Genomic DNA, 16,656 nt, shown 5'->3' with positions numbered 1-16,656 from the left:
CACTACTTTCAGCTCCATTTTGGCAACACTTTACACACGCAATGAACACGCGCCGCGACGAGACAACTATTTGAAGCGCATACAATTAAATTATATTCTGGTCGGTGCGGTCGCCCTGCTGCTGGCGCTTGCCCTCTGGCCGGCCATACCCTGGCACACCAACCAAAACGATCAGCTCGACCGCATCCTTTCCCGGGGTGAGCTGCGCATCAGCACGCTTAACTCGCCGCTGACCTATTACACTACCCAGACCGGGGCCGGTGGGCTGGATTACGAGCTGGCGCAGCGTTTTGCCGCCTATCTGGGCGTGAAGCTGGTGGTGACACCGCGCCGCAGCATCGATGAGCTGTTTGATGACCTGGATGATAAGCGCGCTGACCTGGTTGCCGCCGGGCTGATTTATAACACCGAGCGGCTCGCCCGTTTCCGCGCCGGCCCGGCTTACTACTCGGTTTCGCAGCAGCTGGTTTACCGGCAGGGCAGCGTCAGGCCGAAAAACATCGATGCCCTGAAAGGCCGGCTGGCGGTGGCTTCCGGCTCGGCGTATATCAGCACCCTGAAACAGCTGAAAGAGGGCAAACACCCGGATCTGACGTGGGAGTCCTCCAGCGATCTCTCCAGCCGTGAACTGCTGGAGCAGGTCGCGGACGGCAAACTGGCGTACAGCATCGGGGATTCCGTCACCATCGGGTTGTTGCAACGTATTCATCCCCAGCTGGCGGTGGCCTTTGACATTACCGAAGAGGAGCCGGTTACCTGGTATTTCCCTCGCGGCGGCAATGACAGCCTCTACGCGGCGATGCTCGATTTCTTCAGCCAGATGATGGAAGACGGTTCGCTGGCGCGGCTCGAGGAGAAATACCTCGGCCATGTCGGCAGCTTTGATTATGTGGATACGCGCACCTTCCTGGCCGCGATTGACAGCACCCTGCCCGCGCTGCAACCGCTGTTTGAGAAGTATGCGCGCCAGATCGACTGGAAATTACTGGCGGTGATCGCCTATCAGGAGTCGCACTGGGACCCTACCGCCACCTCCCCCACCGGGGTGCGCGGCCTGATGATGCTGACCCGTGCCACGGCCGCTGGGCTGGGCGTGGGCGACCGGCTGGATTCTGAGCAGAGCATTCAGGGTGGCGCGCTCTACCTTGAGCGGCTGATGGCAAAAGTGCCGGACACCATCCCGCCGGATGAGCGCATCTGGTTTGCGCTGGCGGCCTACAATATGGGCTATGGCCATATGCTGGATGCCCGCAGACTCACCAAAGCGCAACAGGGCAACCCGGACAGCTGGGTAGATGTAAAACAGCGGTTGCCGATGCTGAGCCAGCGGCGCTACTACACGCAGACGGCTTACGGTTATGCACGCGGCCAGGAGGCGTATAATTACGTGGAGAATATCCGCCGCTATCAGGCCAGCCTGGTGGGCTACCTGGAAGAGCGGCAGAAAAAAGCCGCCCAACAGGCGGCCCTTGATGCGGAATATGCACAGGCTTACCCGGCCGTGCCGGCTGCCGAGGCGCTGGCCCAGTAACGCCGGGAGGGGTCAGCCACCACCCGCCGCTTTGGCGGCCTGTTTCAGCGCTTTTTGCTGGGCGCGGCGCTGGCGGAAGAACTCACTCAGCATCGCTGAGCAGGCGTCAGCCAGCACGCCGGATTCAATCGCCACCTGATGGTTCATACCCGGGTGGCGCAACACATCCAGCAATGAGCCGGCGGCGCCGGTTTTACGATCGTCTGCCCCATACACCAGCCGCCCGATGCGGCTGTGTACCATCGCCCCGGCGCACATCACACACGGCTCCAGGGTGACATAGAGCGTCGCATCCAGCAGGCGGTAGTTCTGCATCACCTGCCCGCCCTGGCGCAGAGCCATAATCTCCGCATGGGCGGTGGGATCGTGCCGGCCAATCGGCCGGTTCCACCCTTCGCCAATCGGCTGGTTATCCAGCACCAGCACCGCACCGACCGGGACTTCCCCTTCATCCTGTGCGCGTTGCGCCAGCGTCAATGCGTGCCGCATCCAAAATTCATGGTTAATTTCCTGCGTCACCTTGACCTCATGATTCATTTGCCGCGCGCATTATACACGGCAGACCCTTGCATTCTAGTTTATCTATCAAACCGGGCCGGATCCTGAAACGCCATACATTGGCGGCAGGAATACATTATGGAAACTTTTGCCGCCGCCCTGTCGCGGCCGGGCGACACGCAGCAAAAAGGGCGGAGATTCCGCCCTTGATGAGATTGAGCCACCGGTGTTGCCGCCGCTACTCAAGTTGCTGAAGCTCCCCTTCTTTACTGACCCGGAAGCGATGCTCACAGAAAAACAGCAGCGGGTTATCCTGCTTGCTGTCACTGTACCCGCTGTAGAGTTTCAGCGGCGAGCCAAGGCGCTGTTCGAGTTCCACCACCTTCTGCATGCCGAGGCAGCGTAGCGGCAGCACCCAGCCGCCATTACGGCGGGCCATACGGCTGCCGACCAGCCGCACGCGGGGCAGGAATTCGGAGCCGTTGTAGACCTGCTCCACCAGCCGTTGCGGCGAACCGGTAATCAGCCAGACTTCGGCATTGTGCTTGTCGAGATACTCGTTCAGGCGCATCTGCACCACTGGGAAGGCGGTGACAATGCTGCGGAACCAGGTGACAAAACGCAATTCCAGATCGCGCAGGTGCGCCTCGCTATGGCCAAAGGTGATGGCCCACAACAGCAGGCTCATCGGCCAGCGCGTTGCCCGGCCGCCGATCAGCAGGCCAAGCCCGATGACCGGCAACAGCGGCACCACCAGCACCAGATTTTGCGGCATCCGCCACAGCAGGAAACGTAAAAAACTGCCGAACATGTCCTGCTGATGCAGCGTTCCATCCAAATCAAAAAACACTACCCGCCGGGCTTGTTCCGCGCTCAATGGTTACTCCTCAGGATCGGTGAATCCTAATATCCAGGTGAAAATAAATCCGGCCAGTACCGTGATCAGGCACCCCGTTAAATAAAACATCACTTTACCGGCAATAATGGTCAGAGCCAGCGGCAATCCTGAGATGCCGAAAGTAATGACCGTAGCCACTTTCCAGTAACTTATCAAGGCACCGCCCACCGCCCCGCCCAGGCAAGCCCCCAGGAAAGGCCTGCCCAGCGGCAGCGTCACGCCAAAAATCAGCGGCTCGCCAATGCCCAGGATGCCTACCGGCAGCGCGCCCTTAATCACTTTTTTCAGCCGCGCATTACGCGTTCTCAGCAATACCGCCAGGGCCGCCCCCACCTGCCCGACGCCGGCCATCGCCAGAATCGGCAGCAGAGGGTTGTTCCCGTGCGCCTGTACCATCTCCACGTGGATCGGCACCAGCCCCTGATGCAGGCCTGACAGCACCAGCGGCAGGAAAAAGCCGGACAACAGTGCGCCCACCAATAACCCGCCCTGATCCAGCGCCAGATTTACCCCCAGCACAATGGCATCAGAGATGTAACCGCCCAGCGGCTGCACTATAAGGATAGCCAAGCTTGCGGTGATTAAGGTGGTTAACAACGGATTGACAATCAGCTCAACCGATTCCGGCAGCCAGGCGCGCAGGCGGCGCTCCACCCAGCACATCAGCGCGACCACCAGCAGCACGGCAATCACCCCGCCGCGCCCCGGCTGCAACGGCTCACCGAACAGCACAATCTGCGCCAGTGCCGGGCTGGTCAGAATCCCGGCCATTACCCCGCCCATCGCCTGGGAGCCGCCAAACACCCGCGCGGCGTTCACCCCCACCAGAATATTCATGATGGCAAACACCGCGCTGCCGAAAATAGCCAGCAGCCCCAGCACATTGGGGTAGTGAACGGCAAACTCCCCGGCGATGTCCGGCCGCTTCAGCAGGTTGATGATGCCGGTGATCAGGCCGGAGGCGATAAACGCCGGGATCAGCGGGATAAAGACCGCCGCCAGCTTTTTCAGCGCTTCGCTCATCGGCGCCGCATATTTCGCTTTCGCTGCGGCCTTGTTGCGTGCCACCTCGTCCTGCGGCGTGACCGGCCTGTCTGACAGCAGGCTGCGCATGCAGTCCACTACTTTGGCCGCCGCGCCGGGACCAACAATGAACTGATGCTGCTCCCCCTGCTTGATGTAGCCTTTTATGCCGTCCAGGTTGCGCAGATCGGCCAGCATCAGTTGCTGTTCATCTTTAACTTCGACCCGCACCCGCGTCATGCAGTTTTCCAGCTTGCTGATGTTCGCTTCGCCGCCGATACCTGCCAGAATTTCTGTTGCCAATGCCGTGGTTTTGTCCATGTTTCCACCCCATCTGGCGTCAGCCCGCGATCGCCGCGCGCAGATAGCCGTTATGTTGTGCCAGGCGCTGACGGGCTTCGTCAGCCGATACCTGGGCCAGAATCATCAGAATGGCCGGTTTCACCTCAAAGCCGGTCTGTTGCAATGCCTGTTCCGCTTCACGCCGTTCTGCGCCGGTGGCGTCCACCACGATGCGGCAGGCGCGATCCACCAGCTTTTCATTGGTGGCTTTCACATCCACCATCAGGTTCTGGTAAACCTTGCCGGTTTTTACCATTGCGCCGGTAGAGATCATGTTCAGTACCAGTTTTTGCGCGGTGCCGGATTTAAGCCGGGTCGAGCCGGTCAGCGCCTCCGGCCCCACCACCGGGCTGATGGCCACCTGGGCCTCACGGGCGATGGGCGAGTCAGGGTTACAGGAAATGGCTACCGTGGCGCAACCGGCCTCGCGCGCATAGCGCAGTGCGCCAATCACATAGGGGGTACGGCCCGAGGCTGCCAGCCCCACCACCAGATCGCGCGGGGCCAGCGCAATGGCCTGAAGATCCTCCGCCCCCAGCGTCAGGCTGTCTTCCGCGCCCTCGACCGCTTTCAGCAAAGCGCCCGGCCCCCCGGCGATTAACCCGACCACCACGCCGTGATCCACGCCGAAAGTAGGCGGACACTCTGACGCGTCCAGCACGCCGAGCCGCCCGCTGGTACCCGCCCCCAGGTAGATAATGCGCCCACCCGCCCGCAACGCGGCGGCGGCCAGATCGACCGCCTCCGCTACCTGCGGCAGCACCCGCGCAATGGCTTCCGGCACCGTGCGATCTTCATGATTGAACGCGGTGACCATCTCCAGCGTGGTCATCTCATCGAGCTGCAGGGTGTTGGGGTTACGGGTTTCAGAAATCAGTGTGCCTAGGTTCATCATGTCGCCTTTGAATATTTAATTCATGAAAGATAAATGATGATTGAATATTTTATTCATTAACACGAGCAGAATTTGCTACTTTATTTGTCAGGCGATCAAAACCGTGATCGATGGCGCGCTTGCCCGTGCGTTTGTGGCCCCCTTGCAGGAATGAATTTATGAGCAGCTTTTTACGCATTCGTCAGATCTATCATTCGCTGGCGCAGAATGACCGCAAACTGGCTGATTTTTTATTGTCCCACACGGAAAGCGCCCGTCACCTTAGTTCACAGCAACTGGCGCAGCAGGCCGGGGTCAGCCAGTCAAGCGTGGTAAAGTTCGCCCAGAAACTGGGATACCGGGGCTTTCCAGCGCTGAAACTTGCGCTGAGCGAAAGCCTGGCGTCAGCCGGGGATCAGACCGCCGTGACGGTGCATAACCAGATCCTCAGCACGGACAGCCTGAAAACGGTGGGCGAGAAGTTGCTGGCGGAAAAGCAGGCGGCCTTGCGCGCCACGCTGGACATCAACAGCGAGGAGCGGCTCCAGCAGGCATTAAGTATGCTGGCCACAGCACGGCGGATATTGCTGGTGGGCATTGGGGCATCCGGGCTGGCGGCGAAAGATCTGGCGTATAAGCTGCTGAAGATCGGGGTGCTGGCCAGCGCGGAATCGGATACCCATGTGCAACTGGCTACGGCCCAGGCACTGACGGCCGATGATCTGCTGCTGGCCATCTCGTTCAGCGGGGAGCGGCGTGAAATCAATCTGGCGGCGGAGGTGGCACGGCAAACCGGGGCTAAGGTGCTGGCGCTGACCAGTTTCTCCCCCAATGGGCTGCAACAGCGCGCTGACCATAGTCTCTATACTGTCGCGGAGCGCCCGGCCACGCGTGGCGCGGCGATCTCTGCCAGCACTGCACAATATGCCCTGACCGATCTGCTGTTTATGGCGCTGATACAGCACGATGCTGACCATGCGTCGTCACACATCCGCCACAGCGAAGCGTTAATGAAAAAGCTGGTTTGACCGGGATCAGGCCGGCGGGGCTTAGGCTCAGCAAAGCGCAGGCGTTCTGGTATACTCCGCCTCCCGTTTTAATGAAGAGACGATCATGGCCCTGCTGATCACCAAAAAATGCATCAACTGCGACATGTGCGAGCCGGAGTGCCCGAATCAGGCCATTTCAATGGGAAAGGCTATCTATGAGATTGACCCGGCGCGCTGCACCGAGTGCGTAGGCCATTATGACGCGCCCACCTGCCAGCAGGTCTGCCCGATCGACAAAACTATCCTTATCGATCCGCAACACACTGAAACCCGTGAGCAGCTGTGGGACAAATATGTTGAACTGCATCTGGTGAATTGACCCACCCGATGCAGTCGCGGCCGATAATTACCCTTCCACGATCACGGTGGCGCAGGCATAGCGGCGCTCATCCGCCAGCGTGACGTGAATTGACGTGACGCCCATTTCGGCAGCAATCTCAGCTGCACGCGCATGCAGCACCAGCCCCGGTTTGCCGAGCGCATTATTGACCACTTCAAACTGTTCAAAGGCCAGCCCCTGACGGATGCCGGTACCGAGCGCCTTGGCGGCCGCCTCTTTCACCGCAAAGCGCTTGGCCAGAAACCGTACCGGCTGCTGGTGCTGCTGATAGAGCGCCCACTCATTGTCGCAGAGAATACGCCTCGCGAGCCGGTCGCCACTGCGCTCAACCACCGCCTCAATGCGTGTTATTTCCACAATGTCGGTGCCCAGCCCCAGAATAGCCATCAGCGGCGCGCATCCAGCATCAGGGTTTTCATGTCACGCACCGCCTCTGCCAGCCCGCTGATGACCGCACGGCCAATAATGGCGTGGCCGATATTCAGCTCATGCATTTCGGGGATGGCGGCGATTGGCTGCACATTGTGGTAGGTCAGGCCATGGCCGGCGTTAACCTTCAGCCCTTTGCCGGCGGCATAGGCCGCGGCACGTTTGATGCGCTCCAGCTCGGCCAGTTGCGCCTGCGGTGACGCCGCTTCGGCATAGGCACCGGTATGGATTTCGATATAAGGCGCACCTACCGCCACGGCGGCGTCAATCTGGCGCAGATCGGCATCAATAAACAGGGAAACCAGAATGCCCGCCTGGTTCAGGCACTCTACGGCAACGCTCATTTTGTCAATTTGCCCGGCCACATCCAGACCGCCTTCGGTGGTCACTTCCTGGCGTTTTTCCGGCACCAGACAGCAGAAATGCGGCTTCAGTTCGCAGGCGATCGCGATCATCTCATCCGTAACAGCCATCTCCAGATTCATGCGCGTCTGGATAGTCTGCCGCAGAATACGCACGTCGCGGTCAGTGATATGGCGGCGATCCTCACGCAGATGCACGGTGATGCCGTCCGCGCCTGCCTGTTCAGACACAAACGCCGCCTGCACCGGATCAGGGTAAATCGTGCCGCGCGCATTACGCACCGTGGCGATGTGGTCGATATTAACACCAAGCAGTAAGTCAGCCATGACAGTCCTCAGAATAAGGGGGAAGTGCAGGCAGTTTACACTGCCGATGCGGTGAGGGGTAATCGGAGGAGATGTCAGTCAGGGGAATTCAGCGGTTTCTCAGCCGGTGCTTTGACGCTGAACTGACGGAACAGTTCACGGCTTTTCAAGGGTTTACCACCCAGATAGGGCTTCAGCGCCATGCGGGTAAACCGCTTGGCCGCGCGCAGGGTATCACTGTCAGGAAACTCGCGTTCGGCCAGCGCTTTGAGCTGGCGACCGGTAAAGCTGTGGTTATCGATGACCAGACTGGCGATAAAGCCTTTTTCTTCGCGGTAACGATAGGTCATCTCATCAGCGACCTGCTCGCCGCTGCCGGCGCAGTGCAGGAAGTCCACGCCATAGCCCAGGTGCGCCAGCAGAGCCAGCTCAAACCGGCGCAGCGCCTGTTCCGGTGAACCCTGCCCGGCCGCCAGTAACTGAATGCAGTTGAGGTAATCAAAAAACAGGGAGGCGCAGTCCGTTTCCGGTTCCAGCACCCGTGCCAGCAGCTCGTTGACATATAAGCCGCTGTAAAGCATCAGACCGCTGAGCGGCAGAGAGAGCGACACCGGTTCGGCGTTGCGCAGGGTTTTGACTTCCCCGCGCCCGCCCCAGCGCACCAACAGGGGGGTAAAAGGCTGCAGCGCGCCTTTCAGGTTAGAGCGGCGGCTGCGTGCACCTTTTGCCAGTACCCGCACCCGCCCGTGCCCTTCCGTGAACAAGTCCAGCATCAGGCTGGTTTCACTGTAGGGCCGCCCATGTAACACAAATGCCCGCTGCCACCCTTCCATCGGCATTGCGCCTTAGAGGTCGTCTACGTAACCCAGGCTGCGCAACGCACGTTCGTCGTCTGCCCAGCCGGATTTCACTTTCACCCACAGTTCGAGGTGCACTTTGGCCTCGAACATCTCTTCCATATCCTGACGGGCTTCAATACCGATGGTTTTGATCTTGGAGCCTTTATTCCCGATCACCATCTTCTTCTGGCCTTCGCGTTCTACCAGAATTAAGCCGTTGACGTCATACCCGCCTCGTTCGTTGGATGCAAAGCGTTCAATCTCCACGGTAACCGAGTAAGGCAGCTCCTCACCCAGGAAACGCATCAGCTTTTCACGGATGATTTCAGACGCCATAAAGCGCTGCGAACGGTCAGTGATGTAATCTTCCGGGAAGTGGTGGATCGCTTCCGGCAGGCATTTGCGCACGATGCCGGCGATGGTATCCACATTAGTGCCTTTCTCTGCAGAGATCGGTACCACATCAAGGAAGTTCATCTGCTCACTCAAAAACTGGATGTGCGGCAGCAGTTTGCTTTTGTCTGCCACGTTATCCACTTTGTTGATGGCCAGCACAACCGGGGCTTTCAGGTCACGCAGTTTGTTGACCACCATCTCGTCGTCCGGCGTCCAGTGCGTGCCTTCTACCACAAAGATCACCAGCTCCACGTCACCAATGGAGCTGCTGGCCGCACGGTTCATCAGGCGGTTGATGGCGCGCTTCTCTTCGATGTGCAGCCCCGGGGTATCGACGTAGATCGCCTGGTATGGGCCTTCGGTATGAATGCCCATAATACGGTGGCGGGTGGTTTGCGGCTTACGTGAGGTGATGGAGATCTTTTGCCCCAACAACTGATTCAGCAGCGTCGATTTGCCTACGTTCGGTCGCCCGACGATGGCGGCAAATCCGCAATAGGTTTTTTCTTCGCTCATTCAAGCTCCAGCTTTTTCAGCGCTTGTTCCGCTGCCGCCTGTTCGGCTTTGCGGCGGCTTGAGCCGGTGCCAACCACCGGTTCACTCAACCCGCTCACCTGGCAGTGGATAGTAAATTCTTGATCGTGCGCCTCACCGCGAACCTGTACGACCAGATAAGAAGGCAACGGCAGATGACGACCTTGTAAAAACTCCTGTAACCGGGTTTTTGGGTCCTTCTGCTTGTCACCGGGACTGATTTCATCCAACCGGCTCTGGTACCAGTTAAGAATCAAACGTTCGACATTCTGGATATCGCTATCTAAAAACACGCCACCAATCAGGGCTTCTACCGTGTCCGCGAGAATAGATTCGCGGCGGAAACCACCACTTTTCAATTCACCAGGGCCGAGGCGCAAACATTCGCCAAGATCAAATTCACGCGCCATTTCTGCCAGCGTATTGCCGCGTACCAGCGTGGCACGCATCCGGCTCATATCACCCTCATCCACTTTGGGAAAACGGTGATAAAGCGCATTGGCAATGACAAAACTGAGAATAGAGTCACCCAGAAACTCTAACCGTTCGTTATGTTTGCTGCTGGCGCTGCGATGAGTCAGTGCTTGCAGCAAGAGCTCCTGCTGTTGAAAAGTGTAGCCCAGCTTTCGCTGCAGCCTGTTTATTACGATGGGGTTCATGAGTTACCAATAGATCAAGAATGCGTCAAAAACTTCAGCATACGGAACAGGCCTGCTTCGCCCAAAGCCAATCCAAAGCTGTTTCGTTTGCAGTGGCTCCTCTGGGATGAGGAGCCAACTTTTATCGCTCAAGGGGTTATTCTACAACGAGTCGCGACATAATGCTGCGTTTATGGGCCGGATTAATGGATTCCACCAATACGGCTGAAGCGTACCCCGGTCGGCCATTCGCCTTCCTGCTTCTCAAAACTCATCCAGATAGCGGTGGCTTTACCCACCAGATTCTTCTCAGGCACAAAGCCCCAGTAGCGGCTGTCAGCGCTGTTATCCCGGTTGTCGCCCATCATGAAATAGTGCCCGGCCGGCACCACCCACACGCCCAACGGCTGCCCAGGTTGCTGATAGTACATCCCTAACTGGTCCTGCGCGCCCGGCACATCCAGAATGTCATGCGTTACGCCGCCCAGGTTTTCCTGACGGTTACGCAGGCGAATGCCGCCATCCGGCACGGCGTCGCTCTGCGGAATATCAAAGAAACCGCTGGAGACTTCACTGCCGGCGCTGTGGCCAAACGTCTGCACCAGGTTGCTTGGTTCGCCCTGGGAATAAGTCACGGCCAGCGCCTTATCGCAGTTGCTGTCACTGTTGCAGGCCGGCTGCACGGTGACGCGCTTGCTGACCGGATCATAACTGATCCGGTCACCCGGCAGGCCAACCACACGTTTGATGTAGTCAACCCGCGTGTCGCGCGGATATTTAAACACCACAATGTCGCCACGTTTTGGGTGACCGGTAGGGATGAGCGTCGTTTGGGTGACCGGGTCTTTCAGGCCGTAGGCAAATTTTTCTACCACGATGAAATCACCAATCAGCAGGGTCGGCATCATTGAACCTGACGGAATCTGGAACGGCTCAAAAATAAAGGAGCGCACCACAAACACGATGAATAATACCGGGAACACGGAGGCACAGGTTTCTACCCATCCCGGCTGCTTCCCGACACTGTTCAGGGTTGCGCTGTCAAGATTACCCGCTATCTGGGCATTAATTGCTGCCGCTTTTTTCCGGCGGGCCGGTGCCCAGACAAAACGATCCAGACACCAGATAATCCCTGTGAGCAGGGTGGCAATAAACAACCCCAGCGCAAACATGTTAGCCATGCTGACTCCTTAATTTATTTGCTGTCTTTACCAACATGCAGAATGGCCAGGAACGCTTCCTGCGGCAACTCAACGTTACCCACCTGCTTCATGCGTTTTTTACCGTCTTTCTGCTTCTGCAGCAGTTTTTTCTTACGGCTGACATCACCGCCATAGCATTTTGCCAGCACGTTTTTGCGCAATTGTTTCACGGTAGAACGCGCAATGATGTGGTTACCAATGGCGGCCTGAATCGCGATGTCAAACTGCTGGCGCGGGATGAGTTCACGCATCTTCTCAACCAGATCACGGCCACGGTACTGCGCGTTATCACGGTGAGTAATAAGAGCCAGCGCATCCACACGTTCACTGTTGATCAGCACGTCAACCCGCACCATGTCTGATGCCTGGAAGCGTTTGAAGTTGTAATCCAGTGATGCATAACCGCGTGAGGTGGACTTCAGACGGTCAAAGAAGTCGAGCACCACTTCCGCCATCGGGATTTCATACGTCAGCGCCACTTGGTTACCGTGGTAAACCATGTTGGTCTGCACACCACGTTTCTCAATACACAGGGTAATAACGTTGCCCAGGTACTCCTGCGGCATCAGCATATGGCACTCAGCGATAGGCTCACGCAGCTCGGCGATATTGTTCAGCGCCGGCAGTTTGGAGGGGCTGTCCACGTACACGATGTCGCCGGAGGTGGTTTCCACTTCGTAAACCACCGTCGGGGCCGTGGTGATCAGGTCCAGGTCGTATTCACGCTCCAGACGCTCCTGAATGATCTCCATATGCAGCAGGCCCAGGAAGCCACAACGGAAGCCGAAGCCCAGTGCGGTGGAGCTTTCCGGCTCATAGAACAGGGAGGCATCGTTCAGGCTCAGTTTGCCGAGCGCATCACGGAACGCTTCATAGTCATCTGAGCTGATCGGGAACAGACCGGCGTAAACCTGCGGTTTCACTTTTTTAAAGCCCGGCAGCGCTTTGTCAGCCGGCTGGCGTGCCAGCGTCAGGGTATCGCCCACCGGCGCGCCCAGGATGTCTTTGATCGCACAGACCAGCCAGCCCACTTCCCCACAGCTCAGGGAGTCACGGTCCAGCTGTTTCGGCGTAAAGATGCCCAGGCGGTCAGCGTTATAGGACTGGCCGGTGCTCATCACTTTCACCTTGTCGCCTTTGCGCAGGGTGCCGTTTTTAATACGGATAAGCGAAACAACGCCCAGGTAGTTGTCGAACCAGGAGTCGATGATCAGGGCCTGCAGAGGGGCATCCGGGTCGCCCTGCGGCTGCGGAATATCACGCACCAGGCGCTCCAGCACCTCCGGCACGCCTACACCAGTTTTGGCGGAGCAGCGTACGGCGTCCGCGGCGTCGATGCCGACAATATCTTCGATCTCTTGCGCCGCGCGATCCGGGTCGGCAGCCGGCAGGTCAATTTTGTTCAGTACCGGCACCACTTCCAGATCCATTTCGATTGCGGTGTAGCAGTTGGCGAGGGTCTGAGCCTCTACGCCCTGCCCGGCGTCCACCACCAGCAGCGCACCTTCACACGCGGCCAGTGAGCGGGAAACTTCATACGAGAAGTCAACGTGCCCTGGGGTATCGATGAAATTGAGTTGGTAGGTCTGGCCATCCTGCGCTTTATAGTCCAGCGTCACGCTCTGGGCTTTGATCGTAATGCCGCGCTCACGCTCCAGATCCATTGAATCCAGCACCTGCGATGCCATTTCACGATCGGAGAGCCCGCCGCAAATCTGGATAATACGGTCGGACAGCGTCGACTTACCGTGGTCAATATGGGCAATAATGGAGAAATTTCGTATATGCTTCATTATAAAAGTTTTTCTGCCTTGGTATTTCTGAATCGCTCGCCTATGGGGACACGCATGGACAAGAAGCGACGGTGAGTAGGTTGGCTCTCTTACGCCTGAGTCGCAGCATTCTACATGCCGGGCCTGTGAAAGCCTAGTCATCCGCCATGCTATCGTTTAATTATGGATATCATCGCGCAAAAGTGGCAGCAAAGGGGGAAATAAGATGTGAGAAGGTGCGACAGAGACTGACAGGTAAGAAAAAAGGGCTTGCTGTATGCCTGAAAAAGGGTGTTTTCCGGTTTACCTCCCCACCCCATTCTCCCCAAAATAACTAGGGGAAATAACGCAAAGATAATGCTTCATATTATTGTGGCGTGTGTTCTGGCTCCCGATACCTTTTTTTATTGCACTTTTCATCACGCCTTTTCATGCAGTCTCATGCCTTTAGGATAATGCTCATTTACACCTTTCCTCTCAGTAGACTAGATAGAGTACTCGCCTGTAGAGCGTGAACAATAATGATTTTAAAGGTAGTTTCAGGGATATTTTGGTTTTTTTCATATTATTCAGGTTACAAGGATACCCGTTATGATCGAGGAAGGACGGTTACTCAGCCGCCATGGTTTTGCTAAAACCAACTCGTGGATAACCATTGTCATTTCTGCGTTGCTGATGCTGGCAGGGGCTGTGCTGTTTCTGTTTTTACTTACCGCAGAACGTGCAGAGGATGATCGGGTACAGTTCACGTTGTTGGCCGGTATGGCCTGTGTGGTGCTGGGTATTACATTAATTTTCCTGCGCCATTTAATTAAACCCAAACAAATCTATCAGCTGCATGAGAATGGTATTTTAGTGATTAATCAGCATGACCAAAAGGATCACTTTATTCCTTTTGAGAAAATATCTGATATTTACCGTTATCGCAGCGGCAATTATACCGGTAAATTAATCAATGCCCTGGCATTCCGCACAGATATATACAGTGCCTGGAATAAAATTTCCCCAAATGTGGCCGGATCAGCCCGCCTGATTGAGGTCATTATCAATCAGCAATTGATTCATCGCGGCGCGGCAGCCCTGACCATGCTGGCCAATGACGGCCATGTGAGCTTTTTCTACCTCTCACCCAGCCGCAGCCTGCTGAAAAGAGTACTGTCACGTAATTTTTTGATGATGAAAGAGAAGCAACTGCGGCTGAGCGCGTTGTCACTCAGCACAGATGACCAGATGATCCCGATCGATGAAGTGCACCATATTGTGTATGGCGGCCCAGGTGACCCCATTGAGCTGCTGGATGCTCAGGATCGGGTAATCTTCTCTATTCCCTATATGTCACTGTTCAGCGCCGATCTGTTTATTGCGTTAATTGAACACATGATCCAAAGCCGTATTCCGATTCGCACATAATATTTTGAAAGACAGCAGAAAGGAGAAACAGTACGGGTGATAAGCAGGTTGAAAAGGCAGGGAAAGTATTCGCGCGCCGCCACGGCATAGTACAGCGCGCGAATAAGCGTCAGGAGAGGTTGCTTTGCATGCGAAATGCCGTCGGCGGCAGGCCAATCTGCAAGACCACTGGCTGATAGTCCTGCTCATCTGCATGCTGTTTAGCCAGGGCGCGTGCGGCCAAAAAACCGGCTGCCCCACCTGCAACAGCACCCAACAGCGCAAAGGCATCACTGTTAAGCCACATCTGCATCAGGCCGCCTCCCAGCAACAGGCCGACTAACGGCGTCATATACACCAGCAACGCTGAACGCAACAGGCTGCCTTCGGTGATGCCCAGTTCAACTTTCTGGCCGGGTTCCAATGGCTGATCAATATTCACCTGCAAGTGATGGGTAGGTTGTGGCCCCAGTTTATTCAGCGTACGGGTGCCGCAGCCGGTGCGCGCGCTGCAGCTGCTGCATCCGGCCTGAGGATCGCATTGCAACAGCGCTACGCCCTCTTCCCACGAAATGACGGTGGCCCATTCTTTCATCATAGCGAATTACCTTATTGCGACCGGGTCAGTACAATGCTGTCAGCAATGCGTTTTGCGGTAGAGGGCGGCAGCTCGCCGACCACTGTAATCTCCCGCCCATCACGGATTTCAGTATGTACCGTGCGCCGCCCCTGTCGGACAAATTGTTCGGAGGTGGGGCTGCCGGACGTGCTGACGTTGACAGAGAAACTGAATAATCCATCGGAGTAAAGCCGGGATTCTATCGGAAGCGGCAGATTTGGCAACGTACGGCGGCTGCGTGACACTTCTGCTACCCCTGCCGGCAACCATTTCGGCTCCCAGCTAAAGTTCACTTTATCGGTTGCCGGGATCGAGAGCAAAGGGGGCAATTCTGCTTTTTGCAGGCCGCCCAACGCTTGTTCTACCTGCTTGCTGGCCACAAAGGAGATAACCCGGAACTGCTCCAGTGTTTCGCCATCACGGTCCAGCAGGTCGGCCCGCAGAGGTAATTTCGTCTCTTCATCAATCCAGACGATGTAGCTGTAACGTGTACCGTCACGCGCCACAATACGGATAACCTCACTGGGGCGATCGGCGATGCGGGCACGCCCTACCGGGATAAAGTCATAGTATTTTGCGAGTTGCCCATAATCAGAGAAGGCCAGGGCCGGCAGTGCGTCAACAATATGATCGCCGGTCAGGGTAAAAGGCTCCAGCCCCGCTTCAAAATAACTGATCTCATTGCCACGCTGCACAATTTCCCGGCGCGGGCCATCCATCTGCAACAACTGGGCGAGAGACTCTTTTCCCAGCCGTACATGGCGATAGCGTGAGGAGTCTATTCCTTGCTTGCTGATGCTGATAAAGGCGATTTCATAATCGAGTGTCTGGCTGGCGCTGTTCATCTGTTGCAACAACGCCCCGGACGCAGGCTGCGCCGGGGCGATGGAGGGATAAACCAGGCTGCCTGTCAGCACACTAACGGCAAACCAAAATTGCTTCATTACTGCGATTGCATTCCTAATGACTGAGTTCCTGGTACCTGAACAGCGGCCTGTTGCGGACTGGCTGAATCCAGCTGCAGCTGATCAGAATGCAAACGGCGCTGCAACTCATAATCCTGCAAAATCGCGTTAATACGTTTGCGCTGTTCCTGCAGTTGCTGCTGCCCACCGTTAGCCGCGGCGTTGTCACTCGGGACACCAAAGCTGACCTGAGACGCTTTCCCGCCCATCATCGGCAGGGTGTTAAATACCGGCGTTTCAGGCGAGGTGCTGCCTTCAGGCTGATTGTAGTGCTGTACGCCCACAATCACAGCCAGGGACACGCACGCCGCTACCCCAACCTGGGTAAGCTGGCTCGCCCACGGGCGGACTTTGTGCCAGAACGGCATTTTCTGCCAGGTATGCGGTTGCGGCTGAGCATCCGCAATCACGTGCGGAACCAGCCGGGCCGGTTCTTTCGCAATCGCAGCGGCAACCTGGGCGGCGATATCCAGATGCATAACCTCACCAACATCGCCCCGCATCGTATCTCGGATGAGATGATAGCTCTGCCAGCGGTCCTGAAGCGCTTTATCGTTTGATAAGGCGTTCAAAAACTCGGAATCAAGCGCTTCACCATCCATCAGAGCGGAAAGCTGTTCTTTCTGCATGCCTTAGTACCCTTCCTGTGC

At 56.9% G+C, this 16,656-nt stretch carries 18 protein-coding genes; 4 read left to right on the top strand and 14 right to left on the bottom strand.

Going from position 1 to position 16,656, the window contains the following annotated elements; all coding sequences use genetic code 11:
* Nucleotides 1-70 precede the first annotated feature (70 nt).
* A complete protein-coding gene (gene mltF / locus CYR55_RS11225) occupies nt 71-1,531 on the top strand; it encodes a membrane-bound lytic murein transglycosylase MltF (protein WP_101816231.1) in 1,461 nt (486 codons plus the stop codon).
* Nucleotides 1,532-1,543: 12 nt separating this feature from the next.
* On the opposite strand, the gene tadA is transcribed toward mltF, so the two are convergent.
* The 4 genes from tadA to murQ form a co-directional block, all read right to left on the bottom strand.
* Nucleotides 1,544-2,068, bottom strand: coding sequence for a tRNA adenosine(34) deaminase TadA (gene tadA, locus CYR55_RS11220; protein WP_101816230.1), 525 nt, complete (start codon nt 2,066-2,068; stop codon nt 1,544-1,546).
* 199 nt (nt 2,069-2,267) lie between these two features.
* Nucleotides 2,268-2,906, bottom strand: a complete 639-nt coding sequence (gene yfhb, locus CYR55_RS11215) for a phosphatidylglycerophosphatase C (protein ID WP_101816229.1) — start codon at nt 2,904-2,906, stop codon at nt 2,268-2,270.
* A 3-nt stretch (nt 2,907-2,909) separates the two neighbouring features.
* The gene (locus CYR55_RS11210) at nt 2,910-4,271 is read right to left on the bottom strand and encodes a PTS transporter subunit EIIC (RefSeq protein ID WP_101816228.1); all 1,362 of its coding nucleotides are present in this window, start codon (nt 4,269-4,271) and stop codon (nt 2,910-2,912) included.
* A gap of 19 nt (nt 4,272-4,290) precedes the next feature.
* Complete coding sequence (murQ, locus tag CYR55_RS11205; protein WP_101816227.1) at nt 4,291-5,184, bottom strand: N-acetylmuramic acid 6-phosphate etherase; 894 nt, start codon at nt 5,182-5,184, stop codon at nt 4,291-4,293.
* 161 nt (nt 5,185-5,345) lie between these two features.
* Between murQ and CYR55_RS11200 the strand changes: the two genes are divergently transcribed.
* Together CYR55_RS11200 and CYR55_RS11195 are read left to right on the top strand one after the other, a co-directional pair.
* On the top strand, nt 5,346-6,194 hold the full coding sequence (locus CYR55_RS11200; RefSeq protein WP_101816226.1) for a MurR/RpiR family transcriptional regulator: 849 nt from the start codon (nt 5,346-5,348) through the stop codon (nt 6,192-6,194).
* A gap of 85 nt (nt 6,195-6,279) precedes the next feature.
* Nucleotides 6,280-6,534, top strand: coding sequence for a YfhL family 4Fe-4S dicluster ferredoxin (locus CYR55_RS11195; RefSeq protein WP_101816225.1), 255 nt, complete (start codon nt 6,280-6,282; stop codon nt 6,532-6,534).
* A gap of 27 nt (nt 6,535-6,561) precedes the next feature.
* On the opposite strand, the gene acpS is transcribed toward CYR55_RS11195, so the two are convergent.
* The 7 genes from acpS to lepA all read right to left on the bottom strand — a co-directional run bounded on the left by acpS (nt 6,562) and on the right by lepA (nt 13,054).
* Nucleotides 6,562-6,942 carry a holo-ACP synthase gene (gene acpS, locus CYR55_RS11190; protein WP_101816224.1) on the bottom strand — a complete coding sequence of 127 codons (381 nt, stop codon included), beginning with the start codon at nt 6,940-6,942 and terminating at the stop codon, nt 6,562-6,564.
* Nucleotides 6,942-7,673: a pyridoxine 5'-phosphate synthase gene (gene pdxJ, locus CYR55_RS11185; RefSeq protein WP_101816223.1), complete on the bottom strand. Its 732-nt coding sequence runs from the start codon at nt 7,671-7,673 to the stop codon at nt 6,942-6,944. The genes acpS and pdxJ overlap by 1 nt, the downstream gene beginning before the upstream one ends.
* Before the next feature lie 74 nt (nt 7,674-7,747).
* Nucleotides 7,748-8,485: a DNA repair protein RecO gene (gene recO / locus CYR55_RS11180; RefSeq protein WP_101816222.1), complete on the bottom strand. Its 738-nt coding sequence runs from the start codon at nt 8,483-8,485 to the stop codon at nt 7,748-7,750.
* A 12-nt stretch (nt 8,486-8,497) separates the two neighbouring features.
* Nucleotides 8,498-9,403 carry a GTPase Era gene (gene era, locus CYR55_RS11175; RefSeq protein WP_101816221.1) on the bottom strand — a complete coding sequence of 302 codons (906 nt, stop codon included), beginning with the start codon at nt 9,401-9,403 and terminating at the stop codon, nt 8,498-8,500.
* Nucleotides 9,400-10,080 (bottom strand): ribonuclease III, encoded by a 681-nt coding sequence (gene rnc / locus CYR55_RS11170; RefSeq protein ID WP_072930182.1) that lies wholly within the window; start codon nt 10,078-10,080, stop codon nt 9,400-9,402. Before rnc ends, era begins: the two co-directional genes overlap by 4 nt.
* A gap of 182 nt (nt 10,081-10,262) precedes the next feature.
* Nucleotides 10,263-11,240, bottom strand: a complete 978-nt coding sequence (lepB, locus tag CYR55_RS11165; protein ID WP_101816220.1) for a signal peptidase I — start codon at nt 11,238-11,240, stop codon at nt 10,263-10,265.
* A gap of 14 nt (nt 11,241-11,254) precedes the next feature.
* Entirely contained in the window at nt 11,255-13,054 is a 1,800-nt protein-coding gene (gene lepA, locus CYR55_RS11160) for a translation elongation factor 4 (RefSeq protein WP_101816219.1), read from the bottom strand.
* Nucleotides 13,055-13,624: 570 nt separating this feature from the next.
* On the opposite strand from lepA, the gene CYR55_RS11155 reads away from it, so the two are divergent.
* A complete protein-coding gene (locus CYR55_RS11155; RefSeq protein WP_101816218.1) occupies nt 13,625-14,443 on the top strand; it encodes a hypothetical protein in 819 nt (272 codons plus the stop codon).
* 109 nt (nt 14,444-14,552) lie between these two features.
* On the opposite strand, the gene rseC is transcribed toward CYR55_RS11155, so the two are convergent.
* Genes rseC through rseA form a run of 3 tightly spaced genes read right to left on the bottom strand, consistent with a single transcriptional unit; the run spans nt 14,553 to nt 16,635 of the window.
* The gene (rseC, locus tag CYR55_RS11150; RefSeq protein WP_101816217.1) at nt 14,553-15,020 is read right to left on the bottom strand and encodes a SoxR-reducing system protein RseC; all 468 of its coding nucleotides are present in this window, start codon (nt 15,018-15,020) and stop codon (nt 14,553-14,555) included.
* Between the two features lie 11 nt (nt 15,021-15,031).
* Nucleotides 15,032-15,985: a sigma-E factor regulatory protein RseB gene (rseB, locus tag CYR55_RS11145; RefSeq protein ID WP_101816216.1), complete on the bottom strand. Its 954-nt coding sequence runs from the start codon at nt 15,983-15,985 to the stop codon at nt 15,032-15,034.
* Entirely contained in the window at nt 15,985-16,635 is a 651-nt protein-coding gene (gene rseA, locus CYR55_RS11140) for an anti-sigma-E factor RseA (RefSeq protein ID WP_101816215.1), read from the bottom strand. Before rseA ends, rseB begins: the two co-directional genes overlap by 1 nt.
* Nucleotides 16,636-16,656 lie beyond the last annotated feature (21 nt).

The organism is Chimaeribacter californicus (genome assembly GCF_002858675.1).
In the GTDB taxonomy this organism is placed as follows: Bacteria; Pseudomonadota; Gammaproteobacteria; order Enterobacterales; family Enterobacteriaceae; genus Chimaeribacter; species Chimaeribacter californicus.
Note: the sequence above shows the minus strand (reverse complement) of the source record. Positions and strands in the feature narration are given on the sequence as shown.

Bases quoted from the DNA above. Each gene is read 5' to 3' on its own strand.
- era (WP_101816221.1), bottom strand. From the start codon at position 9,403: ATGAGCGAAGAAAAAACCTATTGCGGATTTGCCGCCATCGTCGGGCGA.
- CYR55_RS11200 (WP_101816226.1), top strand. From the start codon at position 5,346: ATGAGCAGCTTTTTACGCATTCGTCAGATCTATCATTCGCTGGCGCAG.
- CYR55_RS11155 (WP_101816218.1), top strand. From the start codon at position 13,625: ATGATCGAGGAAGGACGGTTACTCAGCCGCCATGGTTTTGCTAAAACC.
- acpS (WP_101816224.1), bottom strand. From the start codon at position 6,942: ATGGCTATTCTGGGGCTGGGCACCGACATTGTGGAAATAACACGCATT.
- lepB (WP_101816220.1), bottom strand. From the start codon at position 11,240: ATGGCTAACATGTTTGCGCTGGGGTTGTTTATTGCCACCCTGCTCACA.
- rseC (WP_101816217.1), bottom strand. From the start codon at position 15,020: ATGATGAAAGAATGGGCCACCGTCATTTCGTGGGAAGAGGGCGTAGCG.
- lepA (WP_101816219.1), bottom strand. From the start codon at position 13,054: ATGAAGCATATACGAAATTTCTCCATTATTGCCCATATTGACCACGGT.
- rseA (WP_101816215.1), bottom strand. From the start codon at position 16,635: ATGCAGAAAGAACAGCTTTCCGCTCTGATGGATGGTGAAGCGCTTGAT.
- pdxJ (WP_101816223.1), bottom strand. From the start codon at position 7,673: ATGGCTGACTTACTGCTTGGTGTTAATATCGACCACATCGCCACGGTG.
- rseB (WP_101816216.1), bottom strand. From the start codon at position 15,985: ATGAAGCAATTTTGGTTTGCCGTTAGTGTGCTGACAGGCAGCCTGGTT.
- CYR55_RS11195 (WP_101816225.1), top strand. From the start codon at position 6,280: ATGGCCCTGCTGATCACCAAAAAATGCATCAACTGCGACATGTGCGAG.
- recO (WP_101816222.1), bottom strand. From the start codon at position 8,485: ATGGAAGGGTGGCAGCGGGCATTTGTGTTACATGGGCGGCCCTACAGT.
- CYR55_RS11210 (WP_101816228.1), bottom strand. From the start codon at position 4,271: ATGGACAAAACCACGGCATTGGCAACAGAAATTCTGGCAGGTATCGGC.
- murQ (WP_101816227.1), bottom strand. From the start codon at position 5,184: ATGAACCTAGGCACACTGATTTCTGAAACCCGTAACCCCAACACCCTG.
- rnc (WP_072930182.1), bottom strand. From the start codon at position 10,080: ATGAACCCCATCGTAATAAACAGGCTGCAGCGAAAGCTGGGCTACACT.
- tadA (WP_101816230.1), bottom strand. From the start codon at position 2,068: ATGAATCATGAGGTCAAGGTGACGCAGGAAATTAACCATGAATTTTGG.